General features: G+C 56.2%; 2 protein-coding genes. Both read left to right on the top strand.

Features of this window, described 5'->3' with window-relative positions; genetic code table 11:
* The first annotated feature begins 259 nt into the window (after nucleotides 1–259).
* Nucleotides 260–14266: a tandem-95 repeat protein gene (locus KHS78_RS04485; protein WP_211825544.1), complete on the top strand. Its 14007-nt coding sequence runs from the start codon at nucleotides 260–262 to the stop codon at nucleotides 14264–14266.
* Nucleotides 14267–14318: 52 nt separating this feature from the next.
* The coding region (locus KHS78_RS04480) for an Ig-like domain-containing protein (RefSeq protein WP_211825542.1) at nucleotides 14319–16629 on the top strand (2311 nt) is incomplete at its 3' end.

Genomic DNA, 16629 nt, shown 5'->3' with positions numbered 1-16629 from the left:
GCGTTATTGGTAATTGCAATCCTTTCTAAAAAACGCCTGCCTGAGTGTGTTATCGCTAATTTTGCCCGTTCACCAGCGTTTATCATTAGATAAATAGGCTACTTGTTTGTGGAAAGAAGGGCTTTAACTGTTTGACAGGGAGGGCTTCTTTCTACCGAGCATGGCTGGTGTGCTGATTGATGGGCACCAAATGGATGACGGATCTATCCAGCCGGTCTTAGTGGGTGAGTAGCGTGCAGTCAGTATCAGCGGAGGATGTATGGCTGATAAAGAAACCAGTGAACCGGAAAACCAGAACAGGGAAGAATCACAGCCTGAGGACGGTGCGCCTCGCCAGGCTCCCCCTGACGGGCAGGCCCAACAGCAACCCGACGAGGAAGCGCTGGACCAGGCGGTGGTTCTGGGGGCGGATCAGTATGATCAGTCCGCCGTCGAACGATCGGCTCCGGAGTCTTCGGGCGAGCAGCCCCCTGAAGAGGAGCTCGACCCGTCACTGGCGCTCGACCGTGACCAGTATGACCAGAACGCCATCCGGCGCGACGGCATTCAGCGTTCCGGTGAGCCGGAGCCGGAAGAGGCGCTGGGTCGCACGGCTGCTTTAAACCGTGACCAGTACAGCCAGTCAGAGATCAACCAGCCCGCCGCTGACACCGATACGACCCTCACGCGACGCAGCGATCCGGAGTCCCGGAAAGAGGGGCCTGAGCAACAGGAAGAATCCCTGGGGCGTACCACCGCCCTGAACCGGGATCAGTACAGCCAGTCTGACATTAACCAGCCTTCCACTGAGACGGCCAGCACGATGGCCCGGCGCAATGAACCCACCTCCCGCTCAAGCGGTAACCAGAAACCGGATGCTGAAACCGCTTATGCCCGTATGCCGACAGTTGACCGAACCGAAGAAAGTGTCCTGATTGTCCAGGAACCTTCGGTGCGGGTGGTGATCGGTGAACGCGGTGGGCCAGCGCCGGTACGGCGTGTTGAGAGTAAAGAACCGCCCGCCGAAGAGACCAGTGCCCCTGAACCGGCGGCCCGGGTCAACCAGGCGCCGGTGGCCAATGCGGACCGTGGCGAGGGTCGGGCTGACAGCCAGTTCGAGATTGATGTGCTGGCCAATGACACAGACGGCAATCCTGATGATACGCCAGGCACTTTCACACTGGATCAGGTTCGAATCGTTAGCCACATCGGCCCTGGAGGCAGTGGACAGGTGGCCATTGTTGACAATCGACTGGTCTTTACGCCAGGTACGGATTTCGATGCCCTGGCGGAAGGGGAAACGGCCACGGTCACCGTGCGTTACCAGATGTCGGACGATGAGGGCGCCAGTGCTTCATCCATGGCGACTGTCATTGTCACCGGCGTCAACGCCACCCCGGACGCGACGGACGATACCCTGTTGGTGCAGGAAGGCGGCAGTCATACGTTCACGGTGGCCGACTTTGGTTTCCGTGATATCGATACCAGTGATTCCCTGCAGTCGGTCACTATTACACGGTTACCCGCGGCGGGTAGCCTGACTCTCAACAATGTAGCCGTCATAGCAGGACAGATGATCACGTCCGCTGAACTGTCTACCCTGACGTTTACACCAGAGAACAATGCTAACGGTGACGGTTATGCCGACCTGCAATTCACGGTCAGTGATGGTCGCGCTGTCAGTTCGGTACGAACACTGACTGTTGATGTCGGTGAGGTAAACGATGCGCCGACTGCACAGGATAAAACCCTCAGCATCAACGAAGATAGCAGCCATACGTTCACGGTAGCAGACTTCGGCTTCAGTGATATTGATACCGGCGACACCCTGCAGTCGGTGACCGTGACCCAACTGCCAGCGGCAGGCACACTTACCCTCAATGGTTCGGCGGTGACGGCCAACCAGGTGATACAGGCATCCGATATCGGCAACCTGATATTCACTCCGGCCGCCAATGCCAACGGAACCGGCTATGCGGACCTGAAGTTCACTGTCAGCGACGGAGCGCTGAGCAGCAGCGCACAAACCCTCACCTTTGATGTCACCGCAGTCAACGATGCACCCACCGCAGCAGACAAGACGCTGACCATTAATGAGGATGGCAGCCACACCTTTGCGGCGACAGACTTCGGCTTCAGTGATATTGATACCGGCGACACCCTGCAGTCGGTGACCGTGACCCAACTGCCAGCGGCAGGCACACTTACCCTCAATGGTTCGGCGGTGACGGCCAACCAGGTGATACAGGCATCCGATATCGGCAACCTGATATTCACTCCGGCCGCCAATGCCAACGGAACCGGCTATGCGGACCTGCAGTTTACCGTCAGCGACGGAGCGCTGAGCAGCAGCGCACAAACCCTCACCTTTGATGTCACCGCAGTTAACGATGCACCCACCGCAGCAGACAAGACGCTGACCATCAATGAGGATGGCAGCCACACCTTTGCGGCGACAGACTTCGGCTTCAGTGATATTGATACCGGCGACACCCTGCAGTCGGTGACCGTGACCCAACTGCCAGCGGCAGGCACACTTACCCTCAATGGTTCGGCGGTGACGGCCAACCAGGTCATTTCTTCGGCCGATATCGGCAACCTGGTGTTTACACCGGCCGCCAATGCCAACGGAACCGGCTATGCGGACCTGAAGTTCACCGTCAGCGACGGTGCGCTCAGCAGTAGCGCACGAACCCTGACCTTTGATGTAACCGCCGTCAACGATGCACCAGTACTACCGACGCTGGAAATGCAAGGGCTTCGTGGTGAGGTCTTTGAAACCGGTTCAGGTATTCCCAACCTGGCGACAGTGGATAACCTGATCGCTTCTCAGGCGGCGACGGCGACCTTTACGGCTACGGAGTTGAACTACAGCGGGGGAACTACACTTTCCGGATTCCTCGGAGATGATGGCAACAGCCTCAGCGGTTCCCAAACCTTGACGCCGGAGACCTTCGGGATACGCCTGACCGGTTGGATAGAGATACCTGCCGGCACCCACAGCTTTACCATCAATTCGGATGACGGGGTCAGGCTGACTATTGGTAATGAAGTGGTGATCGAACAGGATCAGCTGGGTAATTTTACCGGCTTGAACGGGCAGTACACCGCAGCTGAGAGCGGCCTGGTGCCGATTGAGATCATTTACTACGAGCATAGCGGCGGGCAGGTTCTGGAGATATCCAGCAGTCTGACCGGCAATGCGGCGCTGGACACCAGCGTTTTGTCGACATCGGCACTGACGCTCGATTCCATTGCCGAGGATATTGATGGCGCCAGTAACACAGGGACGACGGTCAGTGCGTTTTTGCAGGATGTCACCATTGGTGATGTGGACGGCAGTGCACAGGATGCCATTGCCATTACCTCAGTAGATGACAGCAATGGTACCTGGCAGTACTCACGGGATAGCGGTACGACATGGACAGCCGTTGATGACGGCGCGCTGGCGGAGACCCATGCGCTGCTGCTGGCGGGCAGTGATCTGTTCCGGTTCGTACCCAATGCCAACTACCATGGCCCCGTCGCCTTTGATTTTCGGGCCTGGGACCAGTCCAGCGGTACGACGGGCAGTTATGCCGATACCAGCACTAATGGTGGCACCACGGCCTTCAGTCAACAATCGGGTGAAGGGCATCTCTTCGTCAGCCCGGTGAACGATGCGCCTGTCTCTGAGGACAAAACATTCACCATTGCAGAGGACGGTAGTCATACCTTTGCGGCGGCGGATTTTGCTTTCACCGATGCTGACAGTGGAGATACCCTGCAGTCCGTGACGATCACACAACTACCGGCGGCTGGCAGTCTGACACTGAACGGTACTGCTATCACCCTGAACCAGACCATTCATGCAACGGATATCGGCAACCTGGTCTTTACGCCGGTGGCGAATGCTCATGGTGATGATTACGCTGATCTGCAGTTTACCGTCAGTGACGGTACGGCCAGCAGCACAGCCAAAACCCTCACCTTTGATGTGACCTCAACCCCTGACCCCCTGGTGCAAACCGGGCAGGGGCTGAGGGGGGAACTCTTTGATGCGGGTTCTATTCCCAACCTGGCCACGATGGACAACCTGATATCGACGGGTACCCCTGTCGCAACCTTTACTGCCAGCTCGCTCAATTATCAGAACGGTGCCAATGTCGAGGGATTCCTGGGAACGGATGGTGCCAGCCTGACAGGCAGCCAGACATTGGCCCCGGAAACGTTCGGCATTCGTCTGAGCGGGTTTATCCGTGTGCCGGCGGGGATCCACGATTTCACCATCAATGCCGACGATGGTGTCCGTTTGACCATTGACGGTGAGGTGGTGATTCAACAGGATGGCACCGGCATGTTTAATGGGTTGTCGGGACAGTATGTTGCAACAGAACCTGGCCTGGTGCCCATTGAGATTGTTTACTACGAGCACGAAGGTGATCAGAACTTCCGGGTCACCAGCAGCCTGACCGGTGGCGGAACCCTGGACAGCAGCGTTCTGTTTGCCCATGTCCTGCCGGCCATTGCAGAAGATATTGATGCATTGACCAACACCGGTACCCGGGTCAGCGACCTGCTGACCGATGGCACCATTACCGACGATGACGGCGCTGTCTCCGAATCCATGGCCATCACGTCTGTGGATAACGGCAATGGCGCCTGGCAGTACTCCCGGGATGGCGGCACCAGTTGGCAGGCAGTGGATGACGGATCACTGGCCGAAAACCATGCGTTGCTGCTGGCCGATACCGACCTGCTCCGATTTGTTCCTGATACTCATTATAGTGGTGCCGCATCGTTCGATTTCCGGGCCTGGGACCAGTCCAGTGGCACGGCGGGCAGCTATGCCGATACCAGCAGCAATGGTGGCACCACTGCTTTCAGTACGGCCATCAGCAGCGCAGCGGTGGAAATTTCGCCGGTGACGGATGCCCCCGCCATTACCTTGAATAATAATGACTTTTTACTGGATACGGAGTTAATCACCAATGGCAGCGTGAACGGAACCGAAGGCTGGGATTTCAGTGGTAATGTCCGGGTCTTCAACGACTTCATGCAATTCAGCGGAGGGCAAACCCCGATCACTGGTGTGGTAGAACAATCTTTCGCTATTTATCAGGACGCCAATTATGCCCTGAACCTTGATTACCGAAGCTGGAATACCAGCCTGGTCTCGGCTCGCGTAGAGATTGTTGACTCGGCTTCGGGAACCGTACTGGCCTCACAGAATGTCAGCAGCAATACGGCGTCTTTACAGGGGTTGAGTCTCGACTTCACTGGTATAGCTACAGGTAATGCATTGCTCCGTATAACGGATACAACACCAAACACCGATGGTGCTGATCTTGTCATTGATAATGTATCTATCCAGGCTCCCAGCGTGGAAAACGATGCGATGCCTGCGGTGGTTTCCGGGCAGGAAGACCAGGCTATTGCCGTTGATCTCACGGTTACCACGCCAGACAGTGACGGTTCGGAAACCCTGGCCATTGAGCTAAGCGGTATTCCCTCCGGTGTCGTACTGAATGATGGTACAAATACATTGACGTCTACTGGGGCGGCGATAGATGCTTCTGGCTGGAACCTGGGCAGCCTGACCCTGACGCCGCCGGCAAACAGCCACGATGATTTCACCTTCACCGTGAAAGCGACCGCCACGGAAACGGCGACGGGCGCCACGAATGTCACCAATCAGGCACTCACTGTCCATATCGAAGCGGTCAATGATGCACCGACCGCGCAGGATAAAACCCTCAGCGTCAACGAGGATGCCAGCCATACGTTTGTTGCCGGGGATTTTGGCTTTGCGGATGTCGACACGGGCGACACCCTCCAATCTTTGACTATTACACGACTGCCATCTGTGGGCAGCCTGACGCTGAATGATACGCCGGTCACACTTAACCAGGTCATAACAGCCGCCAATATCGGCAACCTGAAATTTGCCCCGGCAACTCATGCCAGCGGTAACAGTTATGCGGATCTGCAGTTTACGGTCAGTGATGGTGAGCTGAGCAGTAGTGCTCAAACAGTGACGTTTAATATCTCACCAGTGACAGATGCCCCAACGGTCGAGTTGAATAACGACGTATACGGAGACCTGTCGCTGGATACTAATCTGATCAGTAATGGGCAGTTTGCGACGGGTTCTGACTGGACATTGTCGGGCAGTGTTGGCATTTCCTCATCACGCCAGAGCCTGGGGTTTAGTGGCGGTGAGTCACCCGTGACAGGTGTGGCAGAGCAAACCTTTGTCATTCATCCTGATATCAACTACTCGTTGAGTTTGGGATTTGCCAGTGCCAATACGAATCCGGTTTCCGGACGGATAGACATCATTGATGCGGATTCCGGCACGGTACTGGCCAGTCAGAATGTGAATACGAGTAGCCCAACGTATCAGACACTGAATCTCGATTTCACCGGCATTGCCGCTGGCAATGCGATTCTGCGGATTACGGATACTACGGCGACTACCTCCAACAGAGACCTCTATGTTGATAATGTTTCCATTCAGGCTGAGAGTGCGGACAATCCCAACCATAATCCCCAGGTGAATGGCACTGAGGACCAACCGGTTGTGGTCAACCTCAGCGCGGCGACGCCGGACAGTGATGGCTCGGAAACCCTGGCCATTGAGTTAAGTGGTATTCCCTCCGGTGTTGTACTGAGCGACGGTACGAACACGCTGACGTCCACCGGCGCAGCCATTGATGTATCGGACTGGGACCTGGGCAGCCTGACCCTGACGCCGCCGGCCAACAACCACGATGATTTCACGTTCACAGTTACGGCGACTGCCACTGAAACTGCCACGGGCACGACGAATGTCACCACCCAGGCGATCAATGTCCATATCGAAGCGGTGAATGATCCGCCCGTCATTGCCGAAGGCGATACCGTCGACACCAGCGCCGCTTTTGTGTTCTCGGAAGGTACTGGTACTACGGTGGCTGATCAGAGTGGCAACGATAATGGGATGACACTAACCGGTAGCGCGACCTGGGGTACGGGACATGATGGTTCCGGCACCGCATTTGAAATGGACGGTACTTCCGGTGCCGGGGAACTCAGTGGTCTGCAGACTGGCGGTGCCATGACGGTTTCCGCCTGGGTGAGATTCGACAGTTTCGGCCAGAACTGGTCACGGGTGTTTGATTTCGGTGATGGACCCAGTGCCGATAATATTCTATTGGGCCACGTAACAACGACTAATGATCTGGGTTTCCAGGTCCGTGATGGCGATGGTACGGCACATACGCTGACCATTGACAACTTCTTCACCGCCGGTGAGTGGGTGCATGTCGCTGCAACGGTCGACAGCAGTGGTTTGATGACCGTCTATAAGGACGGCGTGGAGGCTGGAACCCTTCAGGGGGGCGTCCCGCCGGAAAAAGTCCGGACAAATAACTTCATCGGTAAGAGTAACTGGTCTCAGGACGGTTATATGGATGGCGCCGTGGATGATTTCGCGGTATTCAATGAAGCGCTGGATGCCTCCCAGATCAGCAACCTCTACCAGGCCAGTCAGCTGGACGATTTCATCGACGCCAACTTCACCCTGGATGAAAACAGCGCCAACGGCACAGTGGTCGGGCAGGTCTCCGGCAGTGATACGGAAGATGGCACCAATGTGACTTATTCTCTGGCGGACAACGCCGGCGGCCGCTTCGCCATCAACAGCACCACCGGTGAGATCACCGTTGCCGACAGCAACCTCCTTGACCATGAAACCGACGGCAGCCATACCCTGCGCGTGCGGGTGACCGATTCCGGCGGACTCAGCAGTGAACGGGATTTCGTGGTTCAGGTGGCGGATGTCAATGAGGCGATCAGTGACCTGACATTCTCAGTAGACAGTGCACAGGCAGACCCTACCCCCGCCCCGGTGTCGGAATGGAACTTTGATAACAGCTTTGACAGTGAGGCGGGCGGTAACAGCTTTTCTGGTGATAGCCCGACGTTTGTCACCGGGCCCAACGGTCAGGTTGAAAATGCCATTCATTTTGACGGTAGCAATACGGCTTTTCTCGCCAGTGCGGCGGTATCCGAAACATCGTCTGCCATTGGTCTCTGGTTCCGTACCACGGGGGCAGGGACATTGATGGAGATAACAACTGCTAGTACGCTAAGCGCCCATGACCGAAATGTGTGGATTGATAGTGATGGCAGAATCAATGCCCGTATCTATACCTCAGGTGGTAGCGAGGTCATCACCAGTGATATTTCTGACACCTTCAATGATGGTGAATGGCATTATGTAGTACACAGTTATGGTGGTGATGTGGGTGGACAAACGCTGTTTGTTGATGGGCAAAGCGTGGCTTCCGGTAATTTCACAGCATCGGGATTCGACTGGCAGGACAGCATTCGGCTCGGTAGTTCAGTGAGTACGCTGACTGGTGGCTCAACCTTTAACGGTGATATCGGCGGACTACAAGTCTTTGATCAGGCGTTAACGGCGAATGATGTGTCTGCTGCCATGCTCCGCCCGGATGCCGTTATTGATGAAAATATTACCACCGCTGTCACCATCGGTACCCTGTCACTGGTTGATCCCGACAATGCGGATGAAGCTTTTGGCCAGCACACCTTTACGGTGTCGGATAACCGGTTCGAGGTCGTCAATGGCGAACTGCGCCTGAAAGCGGCGCAGTCGCTGGACCACGAGACTGAATCGTCCATCGATGTCACGGTGACCGCTACCGACAACAACAACGCCGGCTTTACCCGCAGCGAGACCTTCACGATTCTGGTGCAGGATGTCAACGAAGCACCGACGGCCCAGAACAAGACGCTGTCCCTCAATGAGGACGATAGCCACACGTTTGCGGCAGCCGATTTCGGTTTCAGCGATGTGGACGATGGCGACAGCCTGCAATCGGTGACCATCACCCGGTTGCCGTCAGACGGTAGCTTGACCTTGGATGACACACCCGTTACCGCCAACCAATCGATTGCTGCAAGTGAACTCGGTAACCTCAAGTACACACCTGCCGCCAATGCCCATGGCACCGGTTATGCCGACCTGCAGTTTACCGCCAGTGATGGCACAGCAGACAGCGGCGTACAGACGCTGACCTTCGATGTGGCCTCCGTCAATGACGCGCCCGACATCTCGGCGACGGTTGATCCGGCACGGGCAACCACCGGGCCGACGGCGGATCATGCATGGGATTTCGACAACAGCTATGACAGTGAAGCGGGCAGCCAGGCCTTTGCCGGTGCAACCCCCACCTTTACCAGTGGACCACCGAACAGTCAGTTTGCGAATGCCGTAGCGTTTGATGGCAGTGCTACGACGTTCAATGTACCGCTGAATGTCTCGGAAACCGCCTATACCGTCTCTTTCTGGTTCAGGGCCGATAATGCCGGTGGGCTGCTTCAGATCGAAGGCGGTGGCCATGATCGCAATGTTTTCCTCAACGCCGATGGGACGATTACCGCCCGGGTATGGCAGGACGAGTCCATCACCAGCACGGTAGGGGAAACCTACAACGACGGCGAGTGGCACCATGTAGTACACACGTTCGGTGGCGCGGTGGGTGGCCAGACACTGTATGTGGATGGTGGAGAAGTGGCCAGCGGTACGATGTCAGCCTCCGCCTTTACCGGCCAGACGCATTTGCGGCTGGGATATTCCAGTCAGGGGAATACGCACCTAGACGGGGCGATTGCAGGGCTTCAGGTGTTCGATGACGCCGTGACTGCCACCGAGGCCCAACAGCTTTTTGACCCGAACAGCGTGGTGGCGATTGATGAAAACACCACCGGCGCAGTGGTCATTGGCACATTGGATGTGACCGACCCAGACAGTGAGACAGATCCTTTCGGCCAGCACAGCGTCACCGTCTCTGATAACCGCTTCGAGGTGGTCAGTGGCGAACTGCGCCTGAAGGCCGGGCAGTCACTTGACCATGAGGCCGAGGACAGGATCAATGTCACGGTCACAGCAACCGATAACAACGGCACAGGGTTATCCACCGACAAGGTATTCACCATCCTGGTGCAGGATGTTAACGAAGCCCCGGTATTAACCACCACCCTGGATACCGCGGTCAGCAATGAGGCCATGGTCAACACCGAGACCGACAGCACCCAGAATCAAGCGGTGCTGTCACCCATGGACGATGGCGGTTATCTGGCCGTCTGGCACTCTACAGAAAACGGCGGCCATGCCATCAAGGCGCAGAAGTATGCGTATGTGGATGAGACCCGCACCATCACCGTCGCGGATCACAGTTTTGAGAGTGTCACGTATGCGGATGGTGGGCATTCAGGTCTCCCTGCAGACAGCGCCTGGTCATTCAGTGGAATCGGTAATACCTGGAACCCCCAGGCCGCTGCCATTACCTCGGAGGCATCGGATGGCGATAATGTCGCTTATATCAGTTCCGGAACAGCCTCCCAAACCCTGACGGAAACCTTTTCCCGTGATACCAGCTATCAACTGCAGGTCGATGTCGGGAACCGGAGTGATACAGCGGGCTTTGCCAATTATGCCGTAAGGATTACTGCCGGCGGGGTGGTGCTGGCGACCGATGGCTCTGTCTCACCGGCAGAAGGCCAGTGGGAAACCCTGACGCTCAACCTGGATGGTTCTACCATTGCGGAGAATTCGGCGGCATTAGGTCAGCCTATTACGATTGAACTGGTGCATGTCAGCGGGCCGCAGATGCATTTTGACAATGTCCGCCTGACTGGCACCACACCCGAACTGCAGACGGAGGGTGCTGAGTTCCAGGTGGATACAGTGACTCTGGCCAGTGATGAATCCGTCTCACAACCGCTGGTAGCGACACTGGACAATGGCAGTTATGCCGTCGCCTGGCGCTTCCTGGATCCGGGCAGTCTCAGTCAGACAAAGATGCGGATTTTTGCCAGTGACGGTACAGAGATTCAAAGTGAGTTCATAGTGGATTCGGCCAGTGGAAATAACTATACACCCGACCTGATAGCGCTCACGGATAACCGATTCCTGGTTGCTCATACGGTGGATGCGGGATCCATCAATGCCGTCATCATGGATGCCGAAGGGAATACCCTTCAAACCACGACCTCCATTGGTACGCTGGGTGGTTGGGGTAGCCCGGGCTGGGCGGGGCCTGAGGCAACGGCCCTGAATAATGGCGGGTTTGCCCTGGTGTGGCGCGCTTCGGGTGATACGGCCGATGACAGCGCCAGAATCCAGTTCTTTGACAGTGATGGGAACAATACCACCGGCGAGATCAGCTTTGGCGACACCAACCCCGCTGCCGACCGCCATTTTGAGATCGATACCCTGGAAAATGGCGAGGTGGTCACCGTCTATCAGAGCGGCGACAACCTGTTCTTCCAGCGCTGGTCCGACACGGGCACCGAGCAGGGTTCCCCGGTTCAGATCAACACCTCGGTGGCGCCGGATATTTCCACACTGGCAGAGGTCTCCATTGAAGCACTAAGTGATGGCGGTTTCTTTGTGGTCTGGCGCAGCACCTCGCAGGATGCGGATGGCACCCTGGGTGTCTTTGGTCGGCGTTTCGATGCCAGCGGTAATCCGCTCACCGGTGAGATTGCCATCAACAGCACGTCGGCGGATAACCAGTTTGATCCTTCCGTGGTTCAACTCGATAGCGGTGCTTTGCAGGTACTGTGGACCTCGAACCAGGATGGCAATGACAACATTTACAGTGCTTCAGTGGGACTTGGTGGCAACCAGGTACATGAAAATGCTAACCATGGCACCCTCGTGGGCCGTGCCAGCGCCACGGATGCAGAAGATGGCACGACCCTGACCTACGAACTGGTTAATGATGCCAGCGGTCGCTTTGCCATTGATGCGACGACCGGTGATATCACGGTGGCCGATGGCACCCGGCTGGACCATGAAACGGATGCGTCCCATACGATCCGGGTGCGTGTGACCGACAGTGGCAGCCTGACCGCCGAGCAGGACATGGTCATCCAGGTGCAGGATGTGAACGAGGCGCCGGAGGTCTCCGGTGCGGTGATGGTCACGGCGCCGGAGAGTCTGGACGCCCATACGGTGACAGAAGCCTTCCTGCTCGGTAATGCCTCTGATGTGGATGGCGACACCCTGAGTGTTCAGGATGTCAGCATCAATGGCGTGACGGCGCACCGGCATGATTTCCAGGGCAGTTTCTCAGCCGGTACCGGCGGCAGCGTGGCGATCAATGGCGATACGCTGACATTGACATCCGGCGCGGAAGAAAACGTGGTGCTGATTGATACCACCGGCGGTGGAACCCGTGATACAGATTTACACCTGGATTTCACGGTAGCGCCGACGGACGGCCATGCAACCCGCAATAATTTTATCGTCTTTGACTATGTTGATGCCAATAACTACAAAGCCATCGGAAGTTATGATGGCGGTGGTTCACCACACTGGGTCGTTGAACAATGGACTAACGGCACATCGACCCGACTGTCTTCATTTAATGAAACCAGTGCTAATTCCAACATCAACACAGGCCGCCATTATGAAGTAGATATTGTTGATAACCGGGTGAGCCTGACAGTGGATGGCGTGGAAAAGATTACCCATCAGTTCAGCGAAAATATCAGTGATGGCGAGCTCGGGGTCATGAACCGGGGGAACGCTGTTTCTACCTATACACTGAACGGTGCTGACTGGGATATCTACCCGGATAACCAGCATGCCGTCTACGACAACAGCGACGGCACCTGGACCATCCTGCCCGGTGACGACCTGGCCGGCGACCTGACCCTGGATTACAACGTCTCTGACGGTGAACTCACGACCGCCGCAACGGCGGTGATTCCCGTTGACCGGTCGCCGGACGCCAGCATCGAACTCAGCGATACCACGGGCATCAGCGACGATGTGCTGCCGGTGGAAACCACTGCCAGCGGTGATCCACTGACCGTGACTTCGGTGAATGGCCAGACGGTGGCGGCCACGGGCACGACCAGTATCGACGGTGAGTTCGGTACCCTGGATATTGCCGCTGACGGCAGCTGGACCTATAACCTGGATGCCGCCTATGCCAGTGTGGATCTGGACAGCAACCTGGTAGGCCGGTGGACCTTTGATGAAGGCACTGGCACCACGGTAGCGGACAGTTCAGCCGTCGACACGATCGCGGATAACGGCACGCTGAATGGCGCGACATTTGCCAGTGAGGGTATTAGCGGCAGTGCGGTCGCTTTTGATGGCAGCAATGACCGCATTGACGTGGCGAATTCCACTGAACTCAACACCTATACCGGCACCAAGTCAGCCTGCACCATCAGTCTGGCCTTTAAAGTCGATCCGGCCAATGACCTGACGGGTACCCAGATACTCTATGAACAGGGCGGAATATCCAATGGCTTCAATATTTATATTCGTGACGGCAATTTATACGTTGGCGCATGGAGTGAGTCGACGTCATGGAATGGTGCTTATGTCAGTACTAGCCTCAGTGCCTTGGATTCAGGTTGGCATAGCGTTTCGCTAGTGCTAGATGCCACCAGTGCAACTGCTGGTGAGAGGACGCTGACAGGTTATTTGGATGGTATTGATTTTGGTACGAAAACAGGCGCCGCAGCTGTCAGCGCTCATGGCGGTGCCATTGCGTTTGGTGGTATGAGTCAGGATACCCAGATTGATACGGGTGACCTGTCGGGAGATGGGAATTATTTCCAGGGTGAGATGGATGAGGCCCGGATTTACAACCGGGCGTTGAGCGATGCAGAGGTCCGGGTACAGGGCCAGATGGATAAGTCGGAAACCTTCAGCTACGACGTCTCGGATGGCACGCATACCAGCACTGCCACTTTGGCCATTGATGTGCAACATACCCTCGACAGCACCGGTGGCATCAGCGGCACAGTGGGGAATGACACCCTGACCGGCACTGCCTTCGGTGAACGGATCGATGGCTTGGCCGGCATGGATACCCTGATTGGTAATGGTGGTGATGATTGGCTGGTCGGGGGCGCCGGCAACGATACCCTGACCGGCGGCGCCGGTTCCGACACCTTTGTCTGGATTGCCGGCCATGAAGGCACGGCATCTTCGGTTGCCATTGATACCATCACGGATTTCAACGCCACCGCCGGTGGTGATGCGATTGACCTGAGCCTGCTGCTTGCGGGTGAAACCGAGACAACGCTGGATCAGTACCTGAACGTCAACGTGACCGGCGGCAATACCGAGATAGAGGTCAAGCCTACCGGCGCCGGTGGTGATGTCACCCAGAAAATTGTCCTGGAAGGGGTTGACCTGTCAGGGCTTGGGGATAATACAGCGATTTTGAATACCCTGTTGCAGAACGGAAATCTGCACATTGACGGTTGAGCGGTATCGGGGATAACCGCTTGTGTTGTACAGCCATGGATAGGGAGGTCGTATGGCTGATAATGAAAATAAGCAGACCGGCTCTGAGTCTGCTAATGGGCCGAATGAACCGGTAAAGCCAACACCTGAGGATGCGCAGGAACACCATGAGGAGCAGGAGTCCTCTTCCGCACAACCGGTGGTGGTACATCCAGAGCAGGAACAGCCTGAGGGTGAGGAGGGAGCACCGGAAGAGTCCGTTGATCCCGCCATTGTTGTGGACGGGGTGACCTACGACCGGTTCGGCAACCAACAAGATTCCGGGGAAACGGAAAATCCGTTTATGCCGGAAGACGTTGATGAACTGGATAAGGGGCAATCCGATTACACGGTTTTAACGCAGAATTCCGAGACACGTGAATTCCCGCAGCCATCGTCCTCCCGCGATGACACTGACGCCCGTCACAGTGAACAGGGCAGTCACGACCAACCTGAAGACAAGCTGGATAAAACCCCGTTCATCACCCGCACAGAATCCAGCATATTGGATATAGACACCGAAGATGCCCGTCAGACAGTGGACAGGACACCTGGTGCATTCTCTGAGTCCGATAGAGAGCAGCCTGAAGAGATCGTCATGACGACGGTCACGCGGGTGAATGAAATCCCGGTTGCCCGGCAGGACAGTGGTACGGGTGATGAAAATGAGACCTTTATCGTTGATGTGCTGGCCAATGATACGGATGCCAATACCGATGATGGGCCGATGAACTTCACCCTTGATCGTGTCGCGATTATTGCGGTTGATGGTGACGTCGAGACCGGTCGTGGGCAGGCCAACATTGTGAATAACCAGTTGCAGTTTGTCCCCGGTGAGGACTTTGATGCTTTGGCGGAAGGGGAAGACGCAACGGTTGTCGTCCGTTACAGCATGTCGGACCGGTTTGGAGGCAGCTCGGAATCGACTGTGACGCTGACGATCACCGGCAGCAATGATGCCCCTTTTGTCAGCAGCGCGATTACCTCAGAGGCCGGCGCGGATGACGCCAGCTATACCATTGATCTTCTGTCCCATGCCAGTGATGTTGATATCAGTGACACGTTGTCGGTACAGGATGGCAGTGTCCAGCTGGTGAGTGGTGATGACAGCGGTATCCGTATCAGCGGCAACCAGATGGCTGTGGATCCTTCCGCGTATGCCTATCTCGAGAACAATGAGCAGGCGGTGATTGAATACCGCTTTACGGTGGAAGACGACAAAGGTGGCACCGTTGAACAGGTTGCCACCATTACCCTGACGGGGACAAATGATATCCCGGTCGCTGCTGCCGATGTCGGCAGTGCCTCGGAAAATCAGGTGCTGATGCTGGATGTGCTGGCCAATGATACCGATGCCGATGCCGGTGATCATTACGGGACATTGAATCTCGATCGCGCTGAGATTGTTGATAGCAATGGCGATTCGTTAACAGGACAAGGTTCAGTGACGATTTCAAACCGGCAACTCCGGTTTGAACCGGGAACCGATTTTGATTACCTGGCGACCGGTGAAACCGCGACTGTCACCGTACGCTATGAAATCTCTGACAGAGCCGGCGCAACCTCTGAGGCTACAGCGACGATCACCGTGACTGGCACCAACGATGATCCGGTGGCCACTGCTGATACCGCATCGGGTCATGAAAATCAGACGCTGACTATCGATGTGCTGGCCAACGATACTGATGTGGATCACAACGATGGCCCAGCCAACTTCAGCCTCGATAGCGTGCAGATCGTCGATGGTGACGGCAATCCGTTAAGCGGTCAGGGCACCGTCAGCGTGGTGAACAACCAGCTGCAGTTTGTGCCGGGGGCGGATTTCGACAGCTTGGCCAATGGTGAAAGTACGACCGTCACCGTGCGTTATGTGATGTCCGATAACGAAGGGGCGACCTCGGAATCCACGGCGACCATCACCGTGACCGGCACCAACGATGATCCGGTGGCGAGTGCGGATACGCAAACGGGTCATGAGAATGAAACCCTCACGATTGATGTATTGGCCAACGATACCGATGTTGATCATAACGATGGTCCAGCAAACTTCAGTCTCGATAGCGTGCAAATCGTCGATGGTGACGGCAATCCGTTAAGCGGACAGGGCACCGTCAGCGTGGTGAACAACCAGCTGCAGTTTGTGCCGGGCAGTGACTTCGATAGTTTGGCCAACGGTGAAAGTACGACCGTCACCGTGCGTTATGTGATGTCCGATGATGAAGGGGCGACCTCGGAATCCACGGCGACCATCACCGTGACCGGCACCAACGATGATCCGGTGGCGAGTGCGGATACGCAAACGGGTCATGAGAATGAAACCCTCACGATTGATGTATTGGCCAACG

It is taken from the genome of Kistimonas asteriae (assembly GCF_018263925.1).
GTDB classification, from domain to species: domain Bacteria; phylum Pseudomonadota; class Gammaproteobacteria; order Pseudomonadales; family Endozoicomonadaceae; genus Kistimonas; species Kistimonas asteriae.
The sequence above is the reverse complement of the archived record's forward strand: the minus strand, read 5'-3'. Positions and strand labels throughout refer to the sequence as shown.

Coding starts and splice junctions, on each gene's coding strand:
- KHS78_RS04485 (WP_211825544.1), top strand. CDS start 260: ATGGCTGATAAAGAAACCAGTGAACCGGAAAACCAGAACAGGGAAGAA.